The sequence below is a fragment of the Deltaproteobacteria bacterium genome (assembly GCA_021737785.1).
Lineage (GTDB): Bacteria > Desulfobacterota > DSM-4660 > Desulfatiglandales > Desulfatiglandaceae > AUK324.
Genome location: JAIPDI010000017.1, coordinates 70,157 through 96,197, shown reverse-complemented (window position 1 = coordinate 96,197; position 26,041 = coordinate 70,157). Strand labels below are relative to the sequence as shown.

The window sequence follows — 26,041 nt, the reverse complement described above, 5'->3', positions numbered from 1 at the left end:
CCCGCTTCATGTTCGTATTGAGGAGAAATGGGGATGGCGGGTCGCCTCCGACACCCCCTCCGGTTCGCTACGCTCACCTACGGGGGTGTCGCCACTTCTCTCCTGCTTCATCCGACAACTACTCTGACACAGGGGGCACAAGAAAGCGGCCTTGCAAGAATCTCAGGCAATCGTGAGCTTGAAGAGTTGCGCAGGGACCAGATCAGTTTATTTAACACCTATGAGAAACGGCTTTTTAATATGTTTCGCGTCGTGTGGAACGTTCACAATCAAGGCCGAAAGATTAGTGACAAGGCAAGGCTAAAAATCGACTTCTATGATCCAAAACCGACTATGGACCCTTTGAAGGAATCCGAAAAATGGGAGAAGGAATTAGAGATGGGCACGATAAGCAGAGTTGATATTTTGATGCTCAAGAATCCTGATTTAACCCGAGAAGATGCAAAGCAAAGACTTTTAGAAATACGGGAAGAAAATAAACTTTTTAACTACTCGCCAAACGCAGGCGTAAAAGCGGAGGAATAGACACATGGCAGATGAAATCGTCAACACGGACGTTAAAGGTGAAGAAGCAAAGCAGGAAGCGGCAAACGCTCCACAAGTTATCGTGAAGCATGTTCCTGTTGCTGCAAGAAAAGGCAGCGAGGATGAACTAATTGAAGGCCAGGCCGAAAACTACACGGACGACACCACCGGAAAAGGTGAGAATATGATTCCAAAAAGTCGTTTTGATCAGGTCTTGGAGCAACGTAAACGCGCCACGGATGCTCTGCGCACTGTTGCTGATGAAATGGTTGAAGATGTGCCGGAGGAATTCAGGGACATCATTCCAGACCTTGAGCCAGCCGCTAAAATAACCTGGATCAGAAACGCACTTAAAAAGGGATTATTCAATAGGCAGGTAGTAAACGGCCTGGATTCAAAACGTCCATCAGGCAAACAGCCTCTTGATTTTAGCAACATGACACCACAACAAATGATGGTGCATGGTTACAAGTAAATAACATTTTTCAGAAGTGCTGCACGTCGAACCTCCTTGAAGGTCTTGTGATTAGGCACTCACGGAGGTTTTTACAATGGCACTTACATTGATTGAAGCAGCAAGACTTAAAACTGACCCTTTGCAGAGAGGCGTGATTGAATGTTTTCCCAAAGCCTCTCCCGTACTCGAAAGACTGCCGTTTCTGACGGTTTCGAGTGATTCATATAAATTTAACCGAGCAGCCACCCTGCCGTTCACCGCTTTCAGGGGTTTGAATGAAAGTTACACCGAAAGCACTACAGGCCTTGATTCTGTAACTGAAAACCTGACCATATCTGGCGGTGTTTCAGATGTGGACCGTGTACTTGTTAAGACCCAGGGAAACATTAATGACTTGCGGGCTATTCATGATTCCTTAAAAGCCAAATCTTGTGCCTTGAAATGGCAAAAGACTTTCTTTAAAGGTGATTGTGAAGCAAGTCCAAAAGAGTTTGATGGTCTGCAAGTTAGACTAATTGGAAACCAGCTCATTAACGCTGGCTCATCTTCTGGTGGTGATTCTCTTACTCTTACCAAATTAGATGAGCTTATTGATGCTGTCGATGGTTCGCCTGACATTCTTTTTATGAATAAAACCATGAGAAGGAGATTGACGGTGGCTTCGAGAACCAGCTCCGTGTCTGGAGACATCAACTTCACCCTTGATGAATTTGGTCGCAGAGTAACCACCTACAATGACATTCCCATCGGGGTGATTGAAACGGATGAGAATAATGACGAGATTCTCGGTTTCACAGAGGATAACCCTGGCGGTGGCACGGCTGCGTCAACCAGCATTTATGCCGTTCGGTTTGGTGTTGGTCAATACGTCTTTGGGTTACAATGTGGGGAAATGGACGTTTTGGACCTTGGCCTCTACAGTGGAGGCACTGCTTATCGCACATTGATTGAGTGGATCGCCTCGTTTACCATTGGCCATAACAAGTCTGCGGCTCGGCTCCGTGGAATCAAGGATGCTGCCGTAGCTGCATAAGTCCTGCGAATAATGCCCAGGGGTTTTTCTCCTTTGACCTGGGTTATTGCAGGCACGGGGTGGCAAGACTCCGGTTAAGAAGCAGTTTCACTCCTTTCCTGCTTCATCTTGCCAGCGTTAAAGCCGTCTATGGGGTGCCCTCCACACCCCATAGACACCCCACCCCTACATCATACCGAGATGAAACCATGCCGAAAAAAGGCTACAAGCAAAGCAAAGAGCATATTAAAAAACGTATGCCAAATGCAAGTCTCAAGAAAAAACCCAAAAAAAAGAAGAAAGCAAAGCTGATTGAAGAAACTCCACCAGCTCCATATCGCGACTATAGATGTGACAGTTATCAGATCTGCTTACGCAATGCCGCATTTTTCGATCTGGTTTTGGATTGTACAGACTGCCAAAATTGCAAACATGCCGAGCCGAAACCATCACCGATATATGATGAATTGGTGACTATTGAGGCGGTGGCCTGTACCCATCTATTGAGGGCTATTTTCGCCCCTCAATCGTGGCGACTTGAGGAGCGAGCAAAAGAACGGGCTATGAAGAAAGGGCCTGACGTTCAGCCGGAGGATCAGCCGGAGATTCAATGGTGGGGATAAATAAAAAGCCTGCACGCGGTTAAACGAGATCTTCTTTTTGCTTAAATTCCTCTATACATTCTTTTATCGCAGAAGCTGCTAATTTTTTTTGTTCTGCTAGTGTTATTTTGTTTTGCATGACTTCATAAGCTTCCTCATTAGGGATGGGAAAAACCAGGCCAAAAGTAGGGGGACCCGTCGCGTGAAGCTTTACGTCACATATTTTGACAACAAAACCATCTATCGGTTTAAGTTTCAATTTCTGATTTGCACATAACATGATCTCCTCTTCATTTTGAGTCATTTTCTTTTCTTCCATGTTTCAATTATCTCCTTTCATTTGGTTGATAGTTGATGATTTAGGAATAGTCCCATGGGAATATTTCCCGTAACAAGTCAAACATTTCCTGGCTGGTTAATGGTGCATCTTTTGCTTGCACTTCCCCATCAATAATGTTTTTCATACAAGGGTGGCGCAAAATTTTAACGGAGAGCATCTTGCCTACATTGTCACGATACATTTCCCGCTCATCTTTGGAAAGGTTTTGATAATTGATACATGCCTGCTTTTCCAACTCATCGTCAATAATCCCTTCAATATCACCAATACTATCGTGGACCCCATCAATAATTCGACCTGCTAAAATAGTCTGAATGTCAATGACGCTTGCCAATTATAACACCTCCTTTCAGTTTTATTCTAATCATAGCAAATAAAATCGTTAAATTCACAAAAATCTGCATGAGCCTCCGAAAAATCGTATTTTCCTAATCACAGGCCGGAGTTAGGTCAGTTTTCGGCTTTGTGAGAAGGCCGGAGACCGTCGATAAGAAGCTAAGCCATGCTCAGCTATACCTCCAAATCGACAATAAAAGGCAATTATACTAAAAAAAGGACTGGACATTTAAAATCATAATGATTAGAATATGACAAACGTTAAAACGATAACATAAACACAAGGAGGGCAGGCAATGGTAAAAGGGACCACATTTCATCTGGATGAAGATTTGAGAATCAGGTTGAAAATGGCAGTTGCGCAGCGAAAGACCACCATCAAGGACGTTCTATGCAAGATGATTCAGGAGTACGTGGAAGAAACCGAAACCATGACCAAAAAGAAAGGAGGCAAGAGATGACAAAAAATGATGAATATATCTTGGATCTTTTGCACGATGCACAAGACAAATTGTGGGAGGTTATCGAATTGCTGGACGAGGCTTGCAAGGATAATCCACACGCTCAGGCGTATCTGGTTAATCAACTGCGGGTGCACGCTGACAGTGAACATGGTGGCTTTCTGTCACACGATTTAACGATTGACGATTTGATCCGGGAATACGAGGGAGGATAAATCATGGGCGTGAAGGTTAAAGAACATCCGAAAGGCTCAGGCGAATACTGGCTTTTCATCAACCACCGAGGCAAACGGAAATCTAAGAAGATAGGCAAAGACAAGAAGTTTGCCAGGGATATGGCAAAGAAGATTGAGGCAAAGCTGACGCTGGGCGATTTGGAAATGGAGGAGTTCAATAAAAAATCACCTTCATTCAAGACCGTGGCTGAAAAATGGCTGGAGCTGCCACATAAGAGGTGCGTGCAGACACAAGATGCTTATGTCTCCCTACTCGAAAAGCATATATACCCAGCATTTGGCAAAAAGGAAATCCGGGACATCAAAAAGAAAGACCTGAGCGGATTTTTTGACGATTTGGCAATAAAAGGAATGTCACCATCGACTTTTCAGAATCTAAGATCACCGTTGAGTCACATCTTTAAATATGCCATAGATAAAGAATTGATAGAGATGAATCCGCTCCAGGGTTTAAAGCTTAACAACAAAGGTAACATCAAAATCAGGCCATTGGAGGAGGACGAGATTGTTATTCTACTTGACAAGGCCAAACAGCACAGGGGCGGCCTGTTTTACCCACACTTTTTGACCTTGCTGCGCACGGGCATGAGGGTGGGCGAGTTAATTGGTTTGAAATGGGACGATATCGATTTTGAAAAGAGGACTATCAAAATTCAGAGGACCGTCTATAATGGGATTGTAGGACCGACTAAAAACCGTCAGAGCCGAGTGGTTGATATGACGCCATATTTGACGGAGACCTTGAAAGCCTTGAAGCTCGAAAGGCAGAAAGAGTCATTAAAAAAAGGCAGGCCGTTTTCACAGTGGATCTTCACCTTTGACGGACGAAAACCTATGAGGCCACTACCTATAAATTACACACTTGATGCTATTTTGAAAGACGCAGACCTGCCACATATGAGGGTCCATGACTTGCGGCACACATACGCCACAATCAGAATTGCCAGAGGGCATAATATCGGAGATGTAAGTTACCAGATGGGACATAGCTCTATCAAGATAACATTTGACACCTACACGCACTGGATACCGTCAAATTTCAAAACCGAGGTTGATAATTTGGATATGCATTTAAACGCATCTCAGCCGCATCTGGCAAAAAACGGAGACAAAAAAACTTAACAGAAACAATATGTTAGATGAGTTATGTACTATTTTGAGTCATTGATTTACGATGCAGTGGAACGCAGACACAAGGCCTTGCCAATGTCCCACGTGGCCCAAGACGTGGGCCGGTTGTATGAAGAAACAGAAGCCGGGCATCAGGTTATGGAGGCCCTTGGCGATCCCTTTTTTCCCCTCACCCTCTATGTGCGGCATTATCTGCCCAATGGTGAACAGAGCCGGTGCGGATTGGCAAGGGCCGGCCAAAACCTGGCCCTTCTCAGCCGAATGTTCCTTCGGATCCGCAAAGATATTGACCGGTGTTTCGGGAACCGTGAGGCGACATGCGTGGATCTAAACGGCGACGCACGACAGGTTGTCCCAAGGGGACAATGGTGCACCCTTTGCGGGGAATGCTGTCAGCTTTCCGGGACCGTCCCGGATGCCCCTGAGACCATACGCTATCCGGGCTACTGGTATACCTATATCGCAGGGGACAGCCCCCTCACACAAAAGTTCTGCCCCTTCCTATGGGAACTCCCCCCCCAGGGCCTCTTCATCTGTGCGATTCACAATGTAAAGCCCCTCACCTGTCTCGCCTACGGAAAAGAAGATTGCCAGAAAAGCCATCCTCGAATGCGCATGAGACTTTAATCATCATACGGTTATCCAGGCGGATGGCATCCCTTTTCTGCTTGACAACGATATGACCTAATGATATTAAGTAAAAATATAATTATGCTTTGATATTGTAATAAGTTGACATAAAAACAATAACTTAAACCACCTAATGACGATTTGAAATCAGAGTTTATATCAGAGTATATGCGGGAATAGAGACCAATCCGTAAATATCCAGATGCAAAGGGCTATTTCGATTTTGCAGAGAAAAGGGGATCGGACCAATGCAATTCAAATCTTCTTTGATCTATAAAATAAAGTATCTAGCTTACCTATGACAAGGGCTGGCAGTGTTGTCGCCTAATTTTTTTCGGAAGATGATCCATGGGCAATAAGGTTTCTAAGGAAAATACGCGAAGCCGGATTATTGAATCGGCTAAGACGCTGTTTGCAGGGCAGGGATACCAGAAAACCACCATCGTCGATATCTCCCGGCAGGCCGGCCTCTCTGAAGCGGCCCTGTATGACTATTTTCAGGGCAAGGAAGACCTCCTTTTGACCATCCCGGACCTCTGGGTCTCGGAACTGATAGGAGATCTGAAGGAACAGCTGTTCGGCATCAAAGGGGCGGTCAACAAACTGCGCAAGTTTCTATGGTGGTATCTACGACGTGTGGAAGAGGCCCCCCTGGATGCCAAGATCGTCTACCTTTTTCTCAAGACCAATGCCAACTTCATGAAGACCGACGTCTATTCAAATGTCAAGGCCCTCTATGCCTACTTAATCGATATATTTGAAGAGGGCCGGGCATCGGGCGAGATGAAACCGGACCTCAATCCTTATTTTGCCAGGGATATCTTTATCGGGACCATGGAACACCTGGTGACCCGGTGGCTACTGAAAGACCGGTCCTATTCCTTGTTCGAGAATTTAGAGGAGATCTTTGACCTGATGATGGACGGATTTCTGACAGTAGGATCGGAACCGTCGGGCGGGACAGCTGCGAAGTAAATTTGACTAACCCGAATTGTCTTGTTTCCCTCCCATTCCAAAGGGCGTTACGGACCCTTATGGTTGCAGCGCTTTAAATGAGAGCCCCTATGGGGCCTTTTGCCGTACTTCAGAAGTCTAAGGTGTTAGCTTAGCATTGATCGAAATTCAATATTCTGGAACTGTTCCGCATCATGGGTTTCAGCTAAGGAGTTTAGGCCGGGCATTGCGGCGGTCCTCACGTCGGCGATGTCGTTTTACTCACAGGAATTTGAAAAGGAGGCGTGTAAATGGCTAAGGTATTGTTTGAATGGGATTATGCATCGTACCCTGGGGCAAAGGCCTACCCGAATCTGTTCAAACCGATTCAGTTAGGCAATCTTATGGTCCCCAACCGGATCAAGTATGCAGCCACTGAAGACAACCTCAATGACCACAACGGCTTTATCACCGACGCAGATATCGCTTACATGCGGTCCAGGGCAGAAGGGGTTGTGGGAGGCCTTTGCTTCATGCAGGGGGTGTACATGGATGAGGCCAGGAAGGGTCAGGGCTATGTGGGTCAGGCGGCCTGCTGGGACGATAAGTATGTCGATGGCCTGAGACGGATCGCAGATGCGATCCACAGTGAGAAGGCCATTGCCGGATTCCAGTTGATGGACTGCGGCCGGGTCGGCGCGGTGGAGGTGGAGAGCGGGCACGGTCCCTCGACCGTTCCCCAGCGTCTGCGGATCTTCAAGCCGATGTTTGAGATGACCAACGCCGAGGTCAAGGAGATGGTCCGGCAACATGTGGATGCAGCTCGAAGGGGCGTTGAGGCGGGCTTTGACGTTATGGAGATCTCAGGGATCGTCGGATACTTGATCTCCAATTTCCTCTCCAGTTATACCAACCGGAGGACCGACGAATACGGCGGTGATATTCGGGGGAGATGCCAGGCCATGATGGAGATCATCCAGGGGGTCAAAGAGGTCTGCGGTCCGGACATCCCGGTAGGCATCCGTCTTTGTTCAGAAGAGCTGCTCAACGACGTCCGGGGGAACACGCCCGAGGAATCCATGGAGACCTACAGGATGGCTGAAGAGGCCGGCGCCGACTATATCAGTTGCACCCTGGGTTGGCAGGAATCCATATACCCTGTGATCAGCAGGGACATCCCCCAGGGGAATTGGCTCTATTTGGCCAAACGGGCTAAAGAGCATGTCAAGATACCGATTCAAATGGCCTACAGGCTCTTTACCCCGGACAAACCGGATAAAGCCATCGGCGATGGGGAACTCGATTTCTGGGAGATGTGCCGGTCCATGATTGCGGACCCCCTCATGCCCAAGAAGGTCTTGGAAGGAAGAGAGGAAGATATCCGGCACTGTGTGGCCTGCAACCTCTGCCTTGCCAGGCTCTTCCGGGACGCCCCCATGACCTGCTACATCAATCCCCGCTGTGCCCATGAGCACGATGATAATTTTACCCCGAAACCCGTGGAAGATCCAAAAGAGATCATGATTGTGGGCGCCGGTCCCTCGGGAATGGAATGCGCCTATGTGGCTGCCCAGAGAGGGCATGAGGTGCACCTGTATGATAAGCGTTCCGAGGTGGGCGGGACTCTCCTGGAAGCATCGCACGCACCTTATGGGGATGAAGAACTGATGACCTGCGTCAACTACCAGAAGACCATGTGCGAAAAGGCGGGCGTCAATTTTCACCTGGGGGAAGAGGTGACCGAACAATTGATAGCGGATGAGATGCCCGACAGTGTGGTTCTGGCCACCGGCCCGTTCTATCCCCAGATCGAGGGCGCAGCCGGTCGGGACAACGTGGTGAACGTACTGGATGTTATGAACGGCAAGGCCCAGGTAGGCGATACCGTGGTGGTCTATGGAAACCGGAAGCCCGGCATCGGGGTGGCGCTCTTCTTAGCCAAGCAGGGCAAGAAGGTTACGCTTGTGGGCAGGGAAAAGACCGCAGGGTTCGATGTGAATCCATCATTCAAATGGCGATACATGATCTATCTCAAGCAGAACGGCGTGATGGCCTACAATGACTGCGACATCGAAGCGATCAACGACGGTGAGATTATCGTGAAAACCTTTGATGGATATCGGTTCCCGGTAGCGTGCGATACCGTGGTCGTATCGGAGCGTGAGGCCAACGAGAGCCTCAAAAAGACGGTTCAGTCGGAAGGGATCGAACTTTTTGTCATTGGAGACGCATTGGTGCCCCGCAACCTGTCCAGCGCCGTGCATGACGGCTACCGAATCGGTCTAAGGATCTAAGGAGGAGAAAAATGCCAGTAAATGCAGAAAAAGAAATAACGAAATTATGGCGGGATCTTCATAGCGCCCAGGCCGAGATCTGCAAGACTTATTACCGCTGGCGGGAAGTCGCCGTTGCAGTGGCAGGTCCGGATATGAAGCCGATGGATATTGCCTTGAAGGCGGCTGAAATGATGGGAAAAGATATGGGGAAAAGCCTTCTGCCGCGGTTGAACTGGTTGAAGGGAGAAGAGGCCTTTTTGATGAACCTGGGACGTGCTCTGGCCGGGACTTGGGTCACCGAAGGGGCCCTTGCAGCGGCCGAAAAGGGTGAAAAGCCCGGCGAGGTCTTTATCCGCTGCACCCGTTGCCCCTGGCCGACCGCCGCCAAGGAATTCGGGGTCCCGATGGAGGAGGTGGCGCTCACCCGAGAAAGGCTTTTTCAGTCCATGCTCCAAGACGTGAGTGTCTTTTTCAATATCCCTCTCAAGATTGAGATGCTCAAGGCCATTCCGAGAGGCGAGGGCGAATATCTGCTGAGATTGTCCAAGGAAGAAGGCTGATGAAACCGGAGGGGAGATGTTCCTTCCCCGCTACAATTGAGATCGTCGATTGGATAGAGCGAAGGCGAAACCCGGCGACCTCTAAAAAGATTTTCAAAATATGAAGGAGTTGAAACAAAATGGCTGCTCAAATAGATCCGGAAAAGTGCACCATGTGTGGGGGCAACGTCCAGCCGCTGTGTATTGAGGCGTGTCCTGATCAGGCCATAAGGGTACAGGATAACAGGGTCGTGGTGACGGAATTTATATGCGAAGACTGCAATGAGTGCGGGTGTGTCTGTCCCGATCACGCGATCAGCGTACCCCTCGAAAAGGTAACGTTTTAGAATTGAGAATTGAACATTGAAGATTGACGATCGAAGCTGCTTCGGTCGTCAATCGAAAACCTTCAATTCAAAGGAGTGGATCATGAAGGTCAATAAGATCGATCATATCTGTATTGCCGTAAAGGACCTGGCCGCGGCCAGGAAGATCTGGGAACCCCTGTTGGGCAAGTCAGGCCCGGATGACGCCTATGTGGATGAACCGGAAAAGATCAATGTGGCCCGATATTGGGTCGGCGAAGTCGGGTTTGAACTGATGGAATCCACAACGCCGGATGGGGATGTTGCCAAGTACATCGAAAAGAATGGAGAGGGCGTGATGCTCATCAGTTTTAATGTGGACAACACGCGCAAGGCGGTGGATGAACTCAAGGCCAGGGAGTATCCCTTTATTCCGGATTCAAAGGGCGAGGTGGCAAGGCCGTTCAGGGACTGCGAATTTGCCTTTATCCATCCCAAGAAGCTGAACGGGGTCTTAACCGAGCTGATCGATTACAAGTGGGATGAACTGAAATAGGAACTCGAAACCGGAGACTTAAAATTCGGCAGGAGGGGCGCCGACTCCTCCGGCATGCAGTCTTGTGTTCCGGATTTCAAATTACAGACTGAGATTATGGGCAAACGATACAAGAACTTTGAAGTCTATCTCGTGCATATCGATCCGGACAAATGCGACGGATGCGAGGAGTGCGTCCGATTCTGCCCGGTGGACGTCTTTGACATGGCACACAAGGCGACTGTGGCACGTCCTCAGAACTGCCTGGGGTGCAGGACCTGTGCGGCCGTCTGCAAATCAAAGGCCATTATTATTACGGAAATATGAGAGGAATTGAGGACTGTTGAATCCAGGAATTGAAGCCGGCCTCTTATATCTGATCCCTCAATTCCTGAATTCGTTATTGCGCTTCGGGTGAATGCATGTCTGATTCGATACTAATTATAGGGGGCGGCATTGCCGGAATCAATGCGGCTTTGAATGCGGCGGATTATGGAATCCATGTCTATCTGGTAGACGATACCCCGAGCATCGGCGGCATGATGGCGCGACTCGACAAGACGTTCCCCACCAATGATTGCGCCATCTGCATCGAGGCGCCCAAGATGTACGAGGTGGACAACCATCCCGATATCGAGATTTTAAGCAATACTGAGATCCGAAAGGTCAAGAAAACCGACAAGGGGTTTGATGTCAAGCTGGTGCAGAAGGCCCGTTTTATCGATCCGGATAAGTGCACCGGCTGCGGGGCCTGCATTGAGGCGTGTCCGGTCACCATTCCGGATGAAATGGACGGCAGGATCAGCGGTACACGGAAGTTGATCTATACCCCGTTCCCCCAGGCGATTCCCAATATTGTGGTGATCGATCCGGATTGCCGGTACGGCAACATGCGGGCACAGGGGGCGTGCGTGGGCGAGTGTGTGGTGGATTGCAGCCAATGCAGGGAATGCCCTATCGCCCTCTGCGTGAAGGCGTGCATTAAGGAGGGGAAGGACGCGGTACGACTCTGGCAGTCCAATAAAAACCTGAAACTGGATGTTAAGAGCATTATTGTCGCTGCCGGTATCAGGTCGTACACGCCGGAAAAGGGGATGTTTGGATATGGTGTCTTCCAGAATGTGGTGACCAACCTGGAATTTGAGCGACTGATGAATGCAGGGGGGCCGACCGGCGGGGAGATCATACGGCCGTCCGACCAGAAGCACGCCATGAGGATCGCCTGGATCCAGTGCGCGGGACGGGGTGCAAAAGAGGGCCAGTTGCCCTATTGCTCCAAGGTCTGCTGCATGATCGCCGCCAAGCAGATGATCATCTCCAAAGAGCACGATCCATCCATGGAGGCCATGATCTTTTATAACAACCTGAAGGCCTATGGAAAGGACTTCTGGGAATTTCATGAAAAAGCCAGGTCCATGGGGGTCCGCTACATTAATGTCCGACCCTGGGACGTCTTTGAAGATCCCGAGACCCGAAACCTGAAGATCCCCTATTTGGACCCGGATACGGATCGGTTAAGAGAAGAGGAGGTGGACATGGTGGTCCTCTCCACCGGGCTGGTTCCTTCGGATCGAAACGCCAGACTGGCCAAGGCCCTTAATATCGAGACGGATCATTTGGGGTTCTTTAAGGAAAACGATCCGCTGCTGGCGCCTCTGGAAACCCGGGTGGAAGGGATTTATGTCTGCGGGGGCGCACTGGGCCCCATCGATATCTCCGAATCAGTGGTTCAGGCCGGTGCGGCAGGCATGAAAGCGATCCTTAATATTCGTAGAAGTTGAGAACTGGCGCCTGACTATGGTGGGACAGCCATGCGCTTACAAAAACAATGTCAGGGCGTGTTTTTGTTATTCTCGTCAACTATGGTGACTCCGGTTGGGGTAGCACTAAATGAGCGATGACGCAATCAGGGTAGGCGTATTTGTATGCGACTGCGGTTCCAATATCGCGGGGGTGGTGAATGTTCCGGAAGTGACGGCCTACGCTGCCGGACTTGAAGGGGTCGCCTTCGCCGATGAGGGACGCTGGTCCTGCTCGTCGGACTACATCGAAAAGATGAAGGGGCTGATCCAGGAGCATGCCATCAATCGTGTGGTCATTGCATCGTGCACCCCGAGAACCCATGAACCCCTGTTCAAGCGGGCCGTCAAAGAAGCAGGGGTGAATCCCTATCTGTTGGAATTCGTGAGTATAAGGGAGCAGGTGTCGTGGGTCCACATGGGCGAGCCCGATATCGCCACGGAAAAGGCCAAGGACCTGATCCGGATGGGGGTGGCCAAGGCCAGGCTTCTCGAAGAAGGGGAAGAGATCAGGCTTCCTGTGAAGACAGAGTGCCTCGTGATCGGCGGCGGCATGGCTGGTATGACCGCGGCGCTTCATATAGCGGATCAGGGGTTCCGTGCAGTGCTCGTGGAGAGGGAGGCCCAGCTGGGCGGGCTCCTCAACCGCATCTCCGGGATCCGGTCTGATCAGCGGTCCTATGGTCCGGAAGACCTGGTCAAGGCCAAGGCTGATGCAGTGGACGCCCATCCCAACATCACGGTCTACACCAACGCGCAACTCACATCGGTTGATGGGTATATCGGTAATTTTAAGATCAGTCTTCAGGCAAACGGGGTTGACGAGGAGATGACCGTCTCCACGGTCATCGTGGCTACGGGGATGAAGGAACTGCCGCCGGAAGGCGTCTACGATTTCGGCGATGACGCCAGGGTGATCACCCAGCTGGCCCTGGAGGAGCGCCTGAAGGAGGGGGCGCTCAGCGATCTCCATGACGTGGTCTTCATCAACTGCGTCAATTCACGAAACAGTTCTCACGGCTGTTGCCATATCGGATGCAATGTCTCGGTCAAGAACGCCCTCGCCCTCAAGGCGACGGATCCTGAGATGACTGTTACGGTCCTTCATCGCGACATGAGCATGGTCAGGGAGGAGAAGCAGGACCTGAGGAAGGCCGTGGACCAGGGGATCCGGTTCCTGAGATTTTCCCGGGATCACTATCCAGAAATTTCAAGGTCCAACGGGAAACTGGAGGTCTCGACCCGGGATATCATCCTTGGCCGTGAATTTCGAATGCCTGCCGACCTGATCGTGCTTACCACCGGTTATGGGGGGGATGACAGCGTGGACCAGACAAAGGGATTCCTCAAGATTTCTGCCAACGCGGATCGGTTTTTTCAGGAGGCCCACGTCAAATTAGGACCCCTTGATTTCCCCTCCAGCGGGATTCATCTGTGCGGGTGTGCCCGTTCCCCAAAATCTTTACGGGACACCCTGGACGAGGCGGCCGGGGCGGCCATGAGGGCTTCAATCCCGATGAAGCGGGGGTATGTGGAGGCCGAGGGGATTGTGGCGGACATCGATTTGACCGACTGCAAACGATGCGGCCTCTGCGCTAAAATGTGCCCGTACAATGCCATCGAATTGGACGAAGAAAAGACCCCCAAGGTCATCAAGCCCTTGTGCAAGGGATGCGGCCTCTGTGCAGCCGACTGTCCTACAGAATCCATCACCATTGTTCACTATTCCGATCCCCAGATATTGGCCCAGGTGGCCGCGGCCCTCGAAAATACGCCTGAGGACAAGATTATCGCCTTTGTCTGCCACTGGTGCGCCCTGGGTGGAGTGGACATGGCCGGGGTGAGCCGACTCCAGTATCCGGCCAATGCGCGGCTCATTCGGGTGATGTGCTCGGCCCGGGTCTCCATCAAGATGATTGAACGGGCCTTTGAACTGGGAGCGGCCGGGGTCTTGGTCGCCGGATGCGAGTTCCCTACCTGTCACTATATCAAGGGCAATTATGCCGCGGAGAAAAGGGTCCGGCGGGTCAAAAAGAGGCTGGCCAAGGCGGGTTATGATCCGGAAAGACTCTGGAATGTCTGGTGCTCGGCTGCGGACGGTCCCAAATTCGCGAGGACCATGCGGGACATGGTAAAATCGCTGGAGATTTAATACTGGATTCTCATCAGGGAAACCTCGAAACCGGAAGCGCGGAACAGCAGAAAACTCAACTCGGCCGATAAACTCGATGAACCCAATGAACCGCTTAACCGTTTGGGCGGGACGAAAGGAGAAAACCTATGGAACAGGAAAAAAAGCTTTATCCGACATTTCATAACCCCCTGCTCGTTACGCCCGCGTACGATTTTCCCAAAGAGGTCGCGGTCATCGGGGCCGGGACTATCGGCCCCGACATCGGCTATTACCTTAAGAGCGCCTTGCCGGGGATCACGCTCTACCTGGTGGATGTGGCAGAGGATCCGCTCAAAAAGGCTGAAAAAAGACTCTCGAGCTATATCCAGAAGGCATTGGACAAAAAGAAGATGACGCCGGAGACGGCCGAGGGAGTTGGGGAGAATATTATCTACACCACCGACTACAACCGGATTAAAGACTGCGATCTGGTGATCGAGGCGGCTACCGAGAATATCGCCCTGAAGCAGCGAATTTTCGAGACGGTTGAAGGCCTGGTTTCAGAGAATGCTATTATTACCTCCAACACCAGTTCCATCCCTGCGGACCGAATATTTAATAAGATGCGGCGGCCGGAGCGGACCACCATTACCCACTTCTTTGCCCCGGCCTGGCGGAGCCTTCCTGTGGAGGTAATCGGATGGGAAAAAGCACGCCAGGAGGTGGTGGACTACCTCTTCTGGTTTTTTGCCCGGACCGGAAAGGCCCCAATCATTACGGATAATGCCATCTGCTTTATGCTGGATCGCATCTTTGACAACTGGTGCAATGAGGCGGCCTATCTCCTCAAGGATGCGACCGCTGCACAGATCGACAAGGTGGTGGAAGCATTCGTGTTCGCCGGGCCTTTCTTTGTGCTCAACATGGCCAATGGCAACCCCATTATCATCGAGACCAACACCCTCCAGATGGAAGAGGGCGCGCACTATAGACCCGCGTCCATCCTGGAATCGGTGGAACGGTGGCGGACGCCCCGTCCGGGGTCCAAGGTAGATGTCCCGGACGCGGTGAAACAGGTCATCCGAGACCGTATGCTGGGCATCTTTTTCTCTCAGTCCTTTGACGTGGTCGACCGGGGCATCGGCACTCGGGAAGATCTTAATTTCGGCTGTCAGATCGCCCTCGGTTTTAAAAAAGGGCCGTTTGATGTGATGCGGGACCTGGGAGAGGCCGAGGTCAAGCGGATCATGGAGAAATTCGAGGCGGACCGGCCCGGTTTTCCACAGCCGAAGCAATCTCTTGGCATGTATCTGGATTTCCGGCGCTTTGTCCTGGTGGATGAAATGGACGGGATCAAGATCATCACCATTAGAAGACCCCAGGCCATGAACGCCATCACCGATGAGATCACAGATGAGATCCTGTCTGTTTTTAAGGAATATACCGATGATCCGGCCGTGAAGGGGTTCGTGATTACCGGATATGGAACCGCCGCCTTTTCAGCCGGCGCGGACATCGGAAAATTCCCCGAGATGTTGGGCGACAGCGAGGCCGCTATCCGGTATTCACGAGAATGCGCCAAGGTCCAGCGGTTTATGGATGAAATGGAAAAACCGGTGGTGGCCGCTATCAACGGCATGGCCCTGGGTGGAGGTTTTGAGGTGGCCCTCCGGTGTCACGGCATGGTGGCTGTGAAGAAGGCCTTTTTTCAGTTCCCAGAAATCACCTTGGGAATCCTGCCGGGCATTGGCGGGTGCGTGGTTCCCTACCGCAGATGGCCCCAGGGGTCCCGGCTCTTCCACGAGATGATCTGCTTTGCGCGGCCCATCAAGGCTAAAGAGGCCCAGGAGATCGGCATGGTGGCCCAGGTCGTGGACGCGCCTTCCCATCTGATCCGGGCAGCTATGGAGGAAGTTAACAGGCTTAAGGGTAACATCACGCGGATACCGGACGGAAAGATCGATATCCCGGATATTCAGATTCCCGATGCTTGCATGGCAGGAAAACAGGCCTTGAGCAGGGAGGCGGTTCAGATCACGGCCCGGACCATCCGGGACGCTGCAGCCGCCCAGACCTTTGCCGAGGCCATTGAGATCGGCTATAAGGGGTTTGGGGATATCGCCTGTACCGATGCTGCCAGGGAAGGGATTTCAGCATTTCTGGAAAAGCGGCGACCCGAGTTCAAGAAGTAGAGAATGGCTTTTGCTCAATCTCTCGAGGTTAGAAAAATCCAGGTCTATAAGATCTGGATTTCTTATTTAGCCCTCACAGATAGCGGTTTACAAAGGCCCGGACGGCGGCGGGGTATTCGGGGGTGAGGCTGCTGGAGCTGTGATCGGCGCCTTTGGCCACAAAGAGGACGGCCCGGCCGGCCGGGAAGCTGTCTCTGAGCCGCCAGGCATGGTGAATGGAGAAATTCCGATCATTTTCTCCATGAATAATCAGCACAGGGATATCCAGTTGGGGAGCCAGGCAGGCCGGACTCACCTGGTCCATCCTGAACCTGTAAAAGATGTCCATCCAGAACACGATCATCGGGCCGAACACGATCCCGAAGGCCAGGTTATAGTTCCGGTAGAGGCTGCGCAGGGCCTCCCTGGTACGGGCGTAGCACCCTTCCAAAAAGAGCGCCGTTACCCTCTCAGGGTTTCGGCTGGCGGCAATGACGGCCCCCGCGGCCCCGGCTGAATGGCCGTACAGAAAAACCGGTTCACCCACCCAGTTCAATACGGCCTCTATATCCTCGGCAAATTTAACGGCATTCATAAAATGGTTGCGACTGGATTGTCCATGGTCCCGCGCGCTGTGGATAATGGTTGTAAAGCCCATTTCCCCGAACAACCTGGCCCTTTTGACCATGCGATCCCGATTGCGGCTCCATCCGTGGGCCAGGACCACAATCCCCCGTGAAGGCCCGTGGGGGTCAATCCGCCAGACCTCCAAATCGCCGCCATCCGCCGCAGGGATGCGGGTATCCATGATCCGGCCCCAGTCCGGCGGGTCCTGGATCGGTTGTCGAGGGACCTGAAGGACCACGTAGGTGAAAAACAGGGTCACCATCAGATAGAGCGCGGTAATAATGAGAATGAAAAGCCACATAATGCCGATGCAGGATTAAAGGATCTCTGTCCACATAAAAAAAGAGGTTGAGCTATTATAGCTAACCTCTTGATTTTATTGAATGGCGTCCCCAACCGGATTTGAACCGGTGTTGCCGGCGTGAAAGGCCGGTGTCCTGGACCTGGCTAGACGATGGGGACGTAGGGGCTTGGCCGTGCGCCAAGATTAAAGCTTGAAGCGTAGCACCCAAATAGAAACAGATACAACAATATTCTTTTGTTCACGCCCCCTTGCTTGAGAAAGTCAGGTGTTGTCCCGCTTGAAAAGCGGGATGTCCTGGACCCGGAACTAGACGATGGGGACGCAGAACGCATGCCCTTGCTGGAGGTGCTCACCATGGAGGCGCGTACCTCGGGTAAGGTCCGACCCTCTCGATGTTGCTTGTTCGAATGAATATCGAAATAACATCTCTGACAGCCGTAATAGAAACATACTTTATAAACAAGATCCCTCCTTTTGTCAAAGGTTTTTTTGGACTGCTCGATAATTCTTTCGGCGGGCTTTCGATCCGATGGAACCAAAGGAGGTTTGCGGCAGGGACCCAAGTGTGGTAGGGTACGGCTCAAAACAGATGTCCCCATGAATGAACAAATATGACGGAAACGACCCCCTCCATAAGCGATCAGTGGCCTGATCCATCCGGATTATCCCTTGGCGGATTCTATGTGATCAGCGTACTGGCCATGGGTATCGGTATCAGCGTGGTTTTTGTGCTCAATTTTGCCACACCCACGGATTTTATCTTAAGGCAGTTTACAGACCTCGCCCAAAAAGAGGGTTTTGAATATTCCTTCGAGGTAGTCAAGCGGTTGGCCAGCCTCTTTTTCCTGATAGCCCTGATCGGTTCTCCGACGCTGCTGGTGATGCACCAGCTTCTGCGTCCGATCTCCCGATGCCTGAACAGGGTGAAGCGAGGCGAAGAACCTCCGGCTCGTGTTTCGGAGAAGGCCCGCCGCAGATTGATCAACCTTCCTTTTATCTTTATTGCCCTGAACATCGGCTTGTGGCTTGTTGCCCCCGCCCTGGTTTTTTTCATCGCCTATGTGGTGGATCTGATGAATCTCCGCACCAGCGCGGTTTTCGCAGCCCGGGCCAGCATGGTGGGGTTCATCACATCGTCTGTGGCCTTCTACAGGTTGGAGGCCTACTCCCGAAGGGAGCTTATCCCTTTCTTTTTTCCAGAGGGCCGTGTGGCCGATCTCAAGGGCGCTGCCAGGATATCCATTTCCCGGCGTATACGGATATTTTTCAGGATGGCAACGGTGGTGCCGATGACCATCCTCATCGTTACCCTTGTCACCCTGCAGTGGGAACTGGATGCGTTGAAAATACCGGTGGAAGAATATGGTCGAAGAGTGATTATTTTTACTGTGGTCCTCTTCGGGATCTTCTTTATCAGTACAGGGGTCCTTAACAGGTTGGTCAGCAGATCGATTGTGGAGCCTCTAAAAAGCATGTTAGAGGCGCTCGGAAAGATCCGGGATGGGGATTATCAGGCAAAGATCCGGGTGGTCGGGAACGATGAAATCGGCATACTGGGAGATGCCGCCAATCAGATGATCCGGGGTCTGGCAGACCGGCAGAAGCTCAGGGAAGTCTTCGGAAAGTACGTAACCCCCGAGATCCGGGACGAGATCCTTTCCGGTCGTATCCCGTTGGAAGGGGAGCGCCGGGAGGGGACGGTGATGTTTGTCGACCTGAGGGATTTTACCCCTTTTGTCGAGAACAATCCCCCTGAAGAAGTCATGTCAGGATTGAGGGCCTATTTTACGGCCATGCACCGGGCCATACGTCTCCGCCGGGGTTTGGTGCTCCAATTTGTGGGGGATGAAATCGAGGCCGTATTCGGCATCCCCGTTCGTTTTGAAGGCCATGCGGATGCAGCTGTCCGGGCGGCCACAGACATGCGAAAGGCCTTAAGGGAGCTGAATGCGGAACGGGTTGCCTCGGGCAAGCCGCCGTTTGCCCACGGGATCGGAATTCATTCCGGGAGTGTCCTGGCAGGGAACTCGGGGAGCGAAGATCAGTCGGCCTACGCTCTCATCGGCAATACGGTCAATGTGGCCTCGCGTATTGAAGGCCTCACCCGGGAAATAGGGTGCGAAATTTTGGTGAGCCAAGAGACGGTTGAACGACTCAAAGGGAGTTTCCCGTTGAAGAAGGAGTCTGCCCGGTTTGTAAAGGGGTACTCAAGACCGATCGTTGTCTATCAGCTCGGCGAATAAAGTGAAAGGAACTTAAGAATGGTAAAGGCATATTTATGGTATCTGTTTCTTTTCTTTCTTGTCCCGTGCGGTTTTTCTACCTGCCTCGCCCAGGAAGCAAGGGATTTCGCCCATTACCGGGAGGTCATGGTAGAGTCGCAGATTATCGACCGGGGGATAAAAGACCGGGAGGTCATACGGGCCATGAAAACGGTGCCCAGGCATCTTTTTGTACCCGAAAAATATCGGGGGTCGGCATATGCCGACCATCCTCTTCCCATCGGTGAAGGCCAGACCATCTCCCAGCCCTATATCGTCGCCTTCATGACAGAGGCGCTGAGACTCACGCCGGAGGACAAGGTCCTTGAAATCGGTACGGGGTCCGGGTATCAGGCTGCGGTTCTGGCGGAGATCGTCAAGGATGTATACTCCATTGAGATCGTGGAAATCTTGGGAAAAAGGGCCAGGCAAACCTTGGCCGAATTGGGGTATACAAACATCCACATCAGGATCGGAGATGGCCACAAGGGGTGGCCCGGGAAAGCCCCCTTTGACGCCGTCATCGTCACATGCGCCCCTGAAAAGGTCCCTGAGCCCCTGATTGCGCAGTTGAAGGAAGGGGGCCGCATGATCATCCCGGTGGGGGGGGCAGGGACCGTTCAGAGATTGGAGATCGGCGTTAAGACGGGGGGACGGCTCCAAAAGGAAGAAGCAATGCGGGTTCGTTTTGTGCCGATGGTCGGGAATAAGGAGTGAAGCGGCGAGAAAAGATATCTTTTGGAGAAGAGAATGAGTACAAAAACCCTTGAGCGTGTTACCCTTCACCAGGGAAGAGTATTCAGGCTTGTACAGGAGACGGTTGCGCTGGAAAACGGCGTCACCGTTGATCTGGATATTGTCCGTCATCCCGGGGCCGCGGCCATGGTCCCTCTGACGCAAAACAAGACCCTGCTGATGATCCGGCAATACCGTCATGCAATGGGGGGATTTATCTGGGAGATCCCTGCCGGGACACTGGACCCCAATGAAACGCCCCTGGACTGTGCGAAACGGGAACTGGTTGAAGAGATCGGATATTCAGGCGATATATGGCACAAATTGGGGGAAATCACCCCGGTGCCCGGATACTCGGATGAGCGAATCCATATCTTCTGTGTGACCGATCTGACCCCTGCAAGGCAGCATCTGGATAGAGATGAGATCCTTCACGTCCACGAGGTCGGGTTCGAGGACGCAGTTGAGATGGTGCAAAGGGGGGAGATAGGGGATGCAAAGACCATAGCCGCGCTTTTTATGACAAGGCTGTGGCTGGATCAGGACCTGGAGGCGCCTCCTGATTCAACTGACTGAAGCGATCTAAATTTTTTGAATGATTGAAAAGTAGTGAAACCCGATGTGCCCGTCGACAAACCGTAGGCGCGGTGAAGGGCTCCTGTATGATTCTGGTAAAAGACCTCCTCTCAAAACAGTCTGTGGTGGCATCGGCGCCCTGTCGCATCGATTCAGGAGGCACCTGGGACATCAAGGCCCTGGCGCTTCCCCTTGAGAGGATTCAACCGACGACGGTCAATATCGCCCTTACCCTGCGGACCTCCGCGTCGCTCCACCCCTATGAGGCGGGCCGGGTGAAGATCAGCTCCGTCGGCTTTGGTGCGCCGGAGATCTTCCCCATTGACAGGCTCCCTTTTGACACCCGGTTCGGGCTCTTTTTTGCTGCTGTTTCTTTTTTCGGCTTCCACGGGTTGGAGGTGAAAATCAATTCTCAATCCCCTGTGAGGTCGGCCCTGGGAGGATCCAGCACGGCGCTCGTGGCCCTCATCAGCGCCCTGTCAAAGACGGCTTCATACCTTGGCCGAAAAGATCTCTCAAGAAAGGAGATCCTTCATGCGGGATATCATCTGGAAGATGGGGTCAGCGGCGGCAACTGCGGGATTCAGGATCAGGCCGCCGCGGTCTATGGAGGCGTGCAGCATTGGGAATGGTCTTATGGAAGCCATAAGACCTTGTTCAGAAGGCGGGCGCTTCTGGACCGGAAAGGACAGGCCGTTCTTTCCAGACATCTTCTGGTCGCATACAGCGGAAAGCGTCATACAGCGTCGAGTACGAACCGTCGCTGGATCAGGGATTTTCTTTCGGGCAGAACACGGACGGGATGGCTTAAGGTCAACGAGACCGTGCGCCGGTTCGGTCGGGCCGTTGAAGCGAGGGACTGGAGTCAGGCGGCGGCCTTGATTCGGGAAGAGATGTCTGTCAGGAGGGAGATCACGCCCGAGGCCCTCACACCGGTAACAGAGGAACTGATAGAAACGGCGGAGAATGCAGGGTGTGGGGCCAGATTCACGGGGGCGGGCGCAGGAGGTTCCCTATGGGCCATAGGCGATGTGGATCGGATTGACACGTTGAGACGCATTTGGGAAACCCGTCTGGTGAAAATTAAAGGCGCCGCCATTCTTGATTGCCAAGTCGATCCGTCAGGGGTGAAGCAGGAATCCGATATTGAATCCAGATGATAGGGTCATGGTCCTCACGGACGCTGTTCTTGGAAAAGATGGCACCGCGGTCCGGCATCAATTCAATGCATGTCCGTAAACAGGTCCGAGCAGGCCTGCGTCAAAAAGGCCGCGGAATTCGTCCAGGAGGGCATTGGTGGCCTGTTCAACCATCAGGATGTCCCCCTCAGAGACAAAGGTCATATCAAGGGTCTCAAGGGCTTCCTCCAACCCCTCAAACTGGGACAAGAGTTCCTGATTTTCAAATTTTTTGCTGATGGTACTGTGCACATCAAGGATGGTTCCTACACAGTTTTGTATTCTCAGCTTATATCGATCCGTTCTATCCATGTCCTTTTGAGTGAAAGCTGCTCACAAGTTCAATTTTTTCCAGAAGGAAGGTCGTACGGTTACATGTTTTTGGCAATTTGTCAATCGACAATCGCCGATGATGATTGTCCGTTTGGATCAGGCCTTTCCTGTTTCCCTCAAGGTATCCATAAAGACCTTGTAGAAATTCGCATTCTCCGACACGGCCCGTGCCAATATGTTTGAAAACCTGCCCAGATCTTTCCAGTTCGCGACCAGATTGGCGCTCATGGCAAATGCCGACATGGGATCCATGGTCCGGAACGTGTCGCTCATCAAGACAACAAACATCTTTCTGCGGACAGACATGGAGAGATGGTTGAGATATTGGAGGATAGGACTTTGTTGAAGCCGGATATTGTCGAAAAGGTCGGATAGTATGACCAGATCAAAGTTTAGGAATCGCATCTTGGACACGGCCTCACGGGTGTTTTCGGCTCGAATCGTATTGTAGCCCAATGCGTCGAGGGCCGCCTTCATCGTTTCCAGACGAAGGTCGTCGGCCGTCATGAGAAGGGCCAGCTTGTCCCCCTCTTCATAGGAATCCAGAGCACTGTCTGCCTCTGTGTCGTCAAGACCGTATATTTCGGAAGTGGATGAATCATATTCCTGTTCCACTGATGGCACGGCTGTATCCGCCGTGGGACCTTCTGCTTTCCTGGAGACCTGCGCCGGGGGAGATGCGCCCTCGGATGCCACCGTCTTGGTATCGATGACCAGCTTGTTCTTACAACGGGGACATCTGACGCTTACCCGCTGTCCCGGGGGGAGCTTTTCCTCGGGAATATTCAATTTGGCCTTGCACGATTCGCATACGAGTTCCATTGGATTACTCCTCAGAAAGACCTTTTATTCTCATTCTCTTGTCCATAATCTTCATCAATGGCCAGACCTTCGATGGTGGTCGTCTTTTCTCCCCTTTGAGACTTAATGGTATCGATTGCTCTGCCTACGATCGCCTTTCTTGATGCATACCCCATGGCGGTGTTTTCTTCAATAAGACCATTCTTGTAGAGTTCGGAGATAGATTGATCAAAGGTCATCATGCCGAAGGGCTGACTTCCTTCGATAATTTCATAGTAGGTCTTGCCTTCGGATTCACCATGGAGAATCGTATCCTTTACCCGAAGATTGGATCCCATGATTTCAAATGCCGCCACACGCCCGCCCCCTACCTTGGGGAGAAGCCGCTGACAGACAACCCAGCGCATCGTATCTGCAAGCCGGATCCGTATCTGCTTTTCCTCTTCCTGCTCAAACATGCCCACAATCCGGTTGATCGTCTGTCCCGCATCCACGGTATGGAGGGTGCTGAGGACCAGGTGCCCGGTCTCTGCGGCAGAAAGACCGATTTCCACGGTCTCCCGGTCTCTCATTTCGCCCACCAGCACCACCTTTGGGGCCTGTCTGAGTGCAGATCTCAGGCCCGACGCAAAGGAATCAAAGTCCATGCCCAGTTCCCGTTGATTGAAGGTGGCCCTCTTCTGGGAATGGACATATTCTACCGGGTCTTCCAGTGTGACCACGTGAACAGACTGTGTTTCGTTGATTTCATTCAAAAAGGCCGCGAGGGATGTGGTCTTTCCGCTCCCGGTGGCCCCTGTCACCAGAATGATCCCGTTTTTTTCGCCGGTCATTTTGGAGAAGGCAGATGGAAGATTCAGGTCTGTAATGGTAGGAACACTGGTGGCCAATTGGCGCATTACAATGGAATAGCAACCCTTCTGGGAAAAGATATTGACCCTGAAACGGGCCTTGCCCGCCAATTGGTAGGAGGAATCACACGAGCCTTGGGTCAGAAGGGTTTGGGTGAGGCGCCGGTCGCCGCCGATAAGATTGAGGGCGAATATCTCCGTCTGAAAGGGGGTCAAGCGCTGAATGGCGGGGGTCAGCGGCACCGGAACCAACTGACCGGACGATTCCACTTGAAAGGGCTTGCCTACGGTCATATTAAGGTCCGACACATTGTCGTGGGATTTCAACATGGAACTCAGGATGGAATCGATCTGCTGCGGTCTCATTGAATGATCTCCTTGTCCGCGGATATCTGCACTTCCTTATGCCTCTGTAAAATCAGTGGGCGGATTCTTCAAGAAAGGAAGAAATTTGGCCTTATCATTGGACTTGGCGTAGGCGTCATCCGCGCTTATCATTTTCTTATTCAGGAAGTTCATGATCGCATCGTCCAATGTCTGCATCCCGTACTTCTTCCCTGTCTGTATCATTGAAGGGATCTGGAATGTCTTCGCTTCCCGGATAAGATTCCGGACCGCAGGGGTTGCGATCATGATTTCGAGTGCCGCGCATCGGGCTTTCTTGTCGATACGTTTGAAAAGATTTTGCGCAACCACCGCCCTGAGGCCGTCCGCAAGGGTATTTCGAATCTGTTCCTGCTGGGTTACGGGAAAAACCTCTATAACCCGGTCCACGGTCTTTGCCGCACTGGTGGTGTGAAGCGTGCCGAACACCAGATGGCCTGTGGCGGATGCCTCTATGGCCAGTGAAATGGTCTCCAGGTCGCGCATTTCCCCTACCAGTATGATATCCGGATCTTCCCTCAATGCGCCTCGCAGGGCAGCGGAAAAACTTCGGGTGTGAAGACCCACTTCACGATGATTGATGATCGCCTTGGAGCTCTTGTGGACAAATTCAATAGGATCTTCGATGGTGAGGATGTGATCCTTCCGCGTCTTATTGGCCTCGTCGATAATGGCCGCCAAAGTGGTGGATTTACCGCTCCCGGTGGGTCCGGTAACCAGGACCAGCCCCCTCGGCAGGGAGGCCAATTTTCGGACCACGGGGGGAAGCCCCAATTGTTCGCAGGTGAGAACGGTAGAAGGTATCTCTCTGAAAACAGCGCCTACCCCGTTCTTCTGCTCGAAAAAATTGGCCCGGTATCGGGCCAGGGCGGGGATCTCATAGGCAAAGTCCACATCTCCGCTTTCCTCAAAGACCTTAACCTTCTCTTCCGGCGCAATTTCATAGAGCATGGCCTTTAGGGTATCGTTATCCAGCTCTTTGTATTTTACCCGCTCCAGATCCCCCTGAATCCGCAGCACAGGCTGCTGCCCGGACATCAGGTGAAGGTCTGAGGCCCCCTGGTCATGCATCAGCTTAAAAAAGGCGTCGATTTGCGCCATGATACAGTCCCCTTTCAGAAGCGTTAGAGTGAGGAAGATCTCATGATGAGAATACGCCATTCATTATGCACAGCAAGAGATCCAGTTCAACCATAAAATGGAATCCGGCAAAAAGCCTTTTGCGCCCATCAAATAAGGCTCAGCTGGCCTGAAAATAGTTCTGAATTGTGTTGACAAAAGCGGCCCCATCTGTTAACGATATTCTTTAATGCCCCTGAGGGAAGGTGAACCTGATCAAACGGTCATTTATCCGGGGGATGTTCATTGTTATTGCATATGCCATGAAGGTGATACCGCCTGGATCTGGGAGTGAAACCACGACCGGGACGGTTAAGCAGACTGAAAGGCGATTTGAAAGGGAAGATCATCATAGGTGATGGAAAGGTCTTTCCTGATGATTGCGTTAACTTGAAAAAGGGTCTTGCGGTGTCGCCGCAAGGCCTTTTTTTTTGCAATTCGCCCAAATGAGAGGAAGTTCCGATGTCAATC

General features: G+C 51.9%; 28 protein-coding genes and 1 tRNA gene. 21 read left to right on the top strand and 8 right to left on the bottom strand.

Features of this window, described 5'->3' with window-relative positions; all coding sequences use genetic code 11:
- The first annotated feature begins 33 nt into the window (after window positions 1-33).
- From K9N21_10455 to K9N21_10440, 4 genes are all read left to right on the top strand, one after another.
- Window positions 34-525: a hypothetical protein gene (locus tag K9N21_10455; GenBank protein ID MCF8144329.1), complete on the top strand. Its 492-nt coding sequence runs from the start codon at window positions 34-36 to the stop codon at window positions 523-525.
- Between the two features lie 4 nt (window positions 526-529).
- Window positions 530-1,000, top strand: coding sequence for a hypothetical protein (locus tag K9N21_10450; protein MCF8144328.1), 471 nt, complete (start codon window positions 530-532; stop codon window positions 998-1,000).
- 76 nt (window positions 1,001-1,076) lie between these two features.
- Complete coding sequence (locus K9N21_10445) at window positions 1,077-2,015, top strand: phage major capsid protein (protein MCF8144327.1); 939 nt, start codon at window positions 1,077-1,079, stop codon at window positions 2,013-2,015.
- A gap of 188 nt (window positions 2,016-2,203) precedes the next feature.
- A complete protein-coding gene (locus tag K9N21_10440) occupies window positions 2,204-2,617 on the top strand; it encodes a hypothetical protein (protein ID MCF8144326.1) in 414 nt (137 codons plus the stop codon).
- A gap of 19 nt (window positions 2,618-2,636) precedes the next feature.
- Here K9N21_10440 and K9N21_10435 read toward each other — a convergent pair whose 3' ends face one another.
- Window positions 2,637-2,915, bottom strand: coding sequence for a hypothetical protein (locus tag K9N21_10435; GenBank protein ID MCF8144325.1), 279 nt, complete (start codon window positions 2,913-2,915; stop codon window positions 2,637-2,639).
- Window positions 2,916-2,955: 40 nt separating this feature from the next.
- Complete coding sequence (locus K9N21_10430) at window positions 2,956-3,270, bottom strand: hypothetical protein (GenBank protein MCF8144324.1); 315 nt, start codon at window positions 3,268-3,270, stop codon at window positions 2,956-2,958.
- Window positions 3,271-3,568: 298 nt separating this feature from the next.
- Between K9N21_10430 and K9N21_10425 the strand changes: the two genes are divergently transcribed.
- From K9N21_10425 to K9N21_10365, 13 genes are all read left to right on the top strand, one after another.
- Window positions 3,569-3,733: a hypothetical protein gene (locus K9N21_10425; GenBank protein MCF8144323.1), complete on the top strand. Its 165-nt coding sequence runs from the start codon at window positions 3,569-3,571 to the stop codon at window positions 3,731-3,733.
- On the top strand, window positions 3,730-3,948 hold the full coding sequence (locus tag K9N21_10420; protein MCF8144322.1) for a hypothetical protein: 219 nt from the start codon (window positions 3,730-3,732) through the stop codon (window positions 3,946-3,948). Before K9N21_10425 ends, K9N21_10420 begins: the two co-directional genes overlap by 4 nt.
- A gap of 3 nt (window positions 3,949-3,951) precedes the next feature.
- Complete coding sequence (locus K9N21_10415) at window positions 3,952-5,091, top strand: tyrosine-type recombinase/integrase (protein MCF8144321.1); 1,140 nt, start codon at window positions 3,952-3,954, stop codon at window positions 5,089-5,091.
- 24 nt (window positions 5,092-5,115) lie between these two features.
- Entirely contained in the window at window positions 5,116-5,727 is a 612-nt protein-coding gene (locus tag K9N21_10410; protein ID MCF8144320.1) for a hypothetical protein, read from the top strand.
- A 351-nt stretch (window positions 5,728-6,078) separates the two neighbouring features.
- Window positions 6,079-6,705: a TetR/AcrR family transcriptional regulator gene (locus K9N21_10405; protein ID MCF8144319.1), complete on the top strand. Its 627-nt coding sequence runs from the start codon at window positions 6,079-6,081 to the stop codon at window positions 6,703-6,705.
- 269 nt (window positions 6,706-6,974) lie between these two features.
- On the top strand, window positions 6,975-8,957 hold the full coding sequence (locus K9N21_10400; protein MCF8144318.1) for an FAD-dependent oxidoreductase: 1,983 nt from the start codon (window positions 6,975-6,977) through the stop codon (window positions 8,955-8,957).
- Between the two features lie 11 nt (window positions 8,958-8,968).
- Window positions 8,969-9,499 carry an L-2-amino-thiazoline-4-carboxylic acid hydrolase gene (locus tag K9N21_10395; GenBank protein MCF8144317.1) on the top strand — a complete coding sequence of 177 codons (531 nt, stop codon included), beginning with the start codon at window positions 8,969-8,971 and terminating at the stop codon, window positions 9,497-9,499.
- A gap of 119 nt (window positions 9,500-9,618) precedes the next feature.
- Window positions 9,619-9,825 (top strand): ferredoxin, encoded by a 207-nt coding sequence (locus K9N21_10390; GenBank protein MCF8144316.1) that lies wholly within the window; start codon window positions 9,619-9,621, stop codon window positions 9,823-9,825.
- Between the two features lie 82 nt (window positions 9,826-9,907).
- Window positions 9,908-10,339 (top strand): VOC family protein, encoded by a 432-nt coding sequence (locus K9N21_10385; GenBank protein ID MCF8144315.1) that lies wholly within the window; start codon window positions 9,908-9,910, stop codon window positions 10,337-10,339.
- 96 nt (window positions 10,340-10,435) lie between these two features.
- Entirely contained in the window at window positions 10,436-10,645 is a 210-nt protein-coding gene (locus tag K9N21_10380) for a ferredoxin family protein (GenBank protein ID MCF8144314.1), read from the top strand.
- Between the two features lie 95 nt (window positions 10,646-10,740).
- On the top strand, window positions 10,741-12,099 hold the full coding sequence (locus tag K9N21_10375) for an FAD-dependent oxidoreductase (protein MCF8144313.1): 1,359 nt from the start codon (window positions 10,741-10,743) through the stop codon (window positions 12,097-12,099).
- A 109-nt stretch (window positions 12,100-12,208) separates the two neighbouring features.
- A complete protein-coding gene (locus K9N21_10370; protein MCF8144312.1) occupies window positions 12,209-14,269 on the top strand; it encodes a hydrogenase iron-sulfur subunit in 2,061 nt (686 codons plus the stop codon).
- Between the two features lie 128 nt (window positions 14,270-14,397).
- Entirely contained in the window at window positions 14,398-16,422 is a 2,025-nt protein-coding gene (locus tag K9N21_10365) for a 3-hydroxyacyl-CoA dehydrogenase/enoyl-CoA hydratase family protein (protein ID MCF8144311.1), read from the top strand.
- A 73-nt stretch (window positions 16,423-16,495) separates the two neighbouring features.
- Here K9N21_10365 and K9N21_10360 read toward each other — a convergent pair whose 3' ends face one another.
- Both K9N21_10360 and K9N21_10355 read right to left on the bottom strand, forming a co-directional pair.
- The gene (locus tag K9N21_10360) at window positions 16,496-17,329 is read right to left on the bottom strand and encodes an alpha/beta fold hydrolase (GenBank protein ID MCF8144310.1); all 834 of its coding nucleotides are present in this window, start codon (window positions 17,327-17,329) and stop codon (window positions 16,496-16,498) included.
- An 83-nt stretch (window positions 17,330-17,412) separates the two neighbouring features.
- A tRNA-Glu gene (locus K9N21_10355) sits at window positions 17,413-17,490 on the bottom strand.
- Between the two features lie 453 nt (window positions 17,491-17,943).
- Between K9N21_10355 and K9N21_10350 the strand changes: the two genes are divergently transcribed.
- From K9N21_10350 to K9N21_10335, 4 genes are all read left to right on the top strand, one after another.
- Window positions 17,944-19,575 (top strand): adenylate/guanylate cyclase domain-containing protein, encoded by a 1,632-nt coding sequence (locus tag K9N21_10350; protein ID MCF8144309.1) that lies wholly within the window; start codon window positions 17,944-17,946, stop codon window positions 19,573-19,575.
- A gap of 18 nt (window positions 19,576-19,593) precedes the next feature.
- The gene (locus K9N21_10345; protein MCF8144308.1) at window positions 19,594-20,310 is read left to right on the top strand and encodes a protein-L-isoaspartate(D-aspartate) O-methyltransferase; all 717 of its coding nucleotides are present in this window, start codon (window positions 19,594-19,596) and stop codon (window positions 20,308-20,310) included.
- Window positions 20,311-20,343: 33 nt separating this feature from the next.
- Window positions 20,344-20,904: an NUDIX hydrolase gene (locus K9N21_10340; GenBank protein MCF8144307.1), complete on the top strand. Its 561-nt coding sequence runs from the start codon at window positions 20,344-20,346 to the stop codon at window positions 20,902-20,904.
- Between the two features lie 86 nt (window positions 20,905-20,990).
- Window positions 20,991-22,064, top strand: coding sequence for a galactokinase (locus K9N21_10335; protein MCF8144306.1), 1,074 nt, complete (start codon window positions 20,991-20,993; stop codon window positions 22,062-22,064).
- A gap of 57 nt (window positions 22,065-22,121) precedes the next feature.
- On the opposite strand, the gene K9N21_10330 is transcribed toward K9N21_10335, so the two are convergent.
- The 4 genes from K9N21_10330 to K9N21_10315 form a co-directional block, all read right to left on the bottom strand.
- Window positions 22,122-22,334 (bottom strand): hypothetical protein, encoded by a 213-nt coding sequence (locus K9N21_10330; protein ID MCF8144305.1) that lies wholly within the window; start codon window positions 22,332-22,334, stop codon window positions 22,122-22,124.
- 177 nt (window positions 22,335-22,511) lie between these two features.
- The gene (locus tag K9N21_10325) at window positions 22,512-23,237 is read right to left on the bottom strand and encodes a zinc-ribbon domain-containing protein (GenBank protein ID MCF8144304.1); all 726 of its coding nucleotides are present in this window, start codon (window positions 23,235-23,237) and stop codon (window positions 22,512-22,514) included.
- Window positions 23,238-23,248: 11 nt separating this feature from the next.
- The gene (locus tag K9N21_10320; GenBank protein ID MCF8144303.1) at window positions 23,249-24,433 is read right to left on the bottom strand and encodes a PilT/PilU family type 4a pilus ATPase; all 1,185 of its coding nucleotides are present in this window, start codon (window positions 24,431-24,433) and stop codon (window positions 23,249-23,251) included.
- Window positions 24,434-24,469: 36 nt separating this feature from the next.
- The gene (locus tag K9N21_10315) at window positions 24,470-25,552 is read right to left on the bottom strand and encodes a type IV pilus twitching motility protein PilT (GenBank protein MCF8144302.1); all 1,083 of its coding nucleotides are present in this window, start codon (window positions 25,550-25,552) and stop codon (window positions 24,470-24,472) included.
- Between the last annotated feature and the right edge of the window lie 489 nt (window positions 25,553-26,041).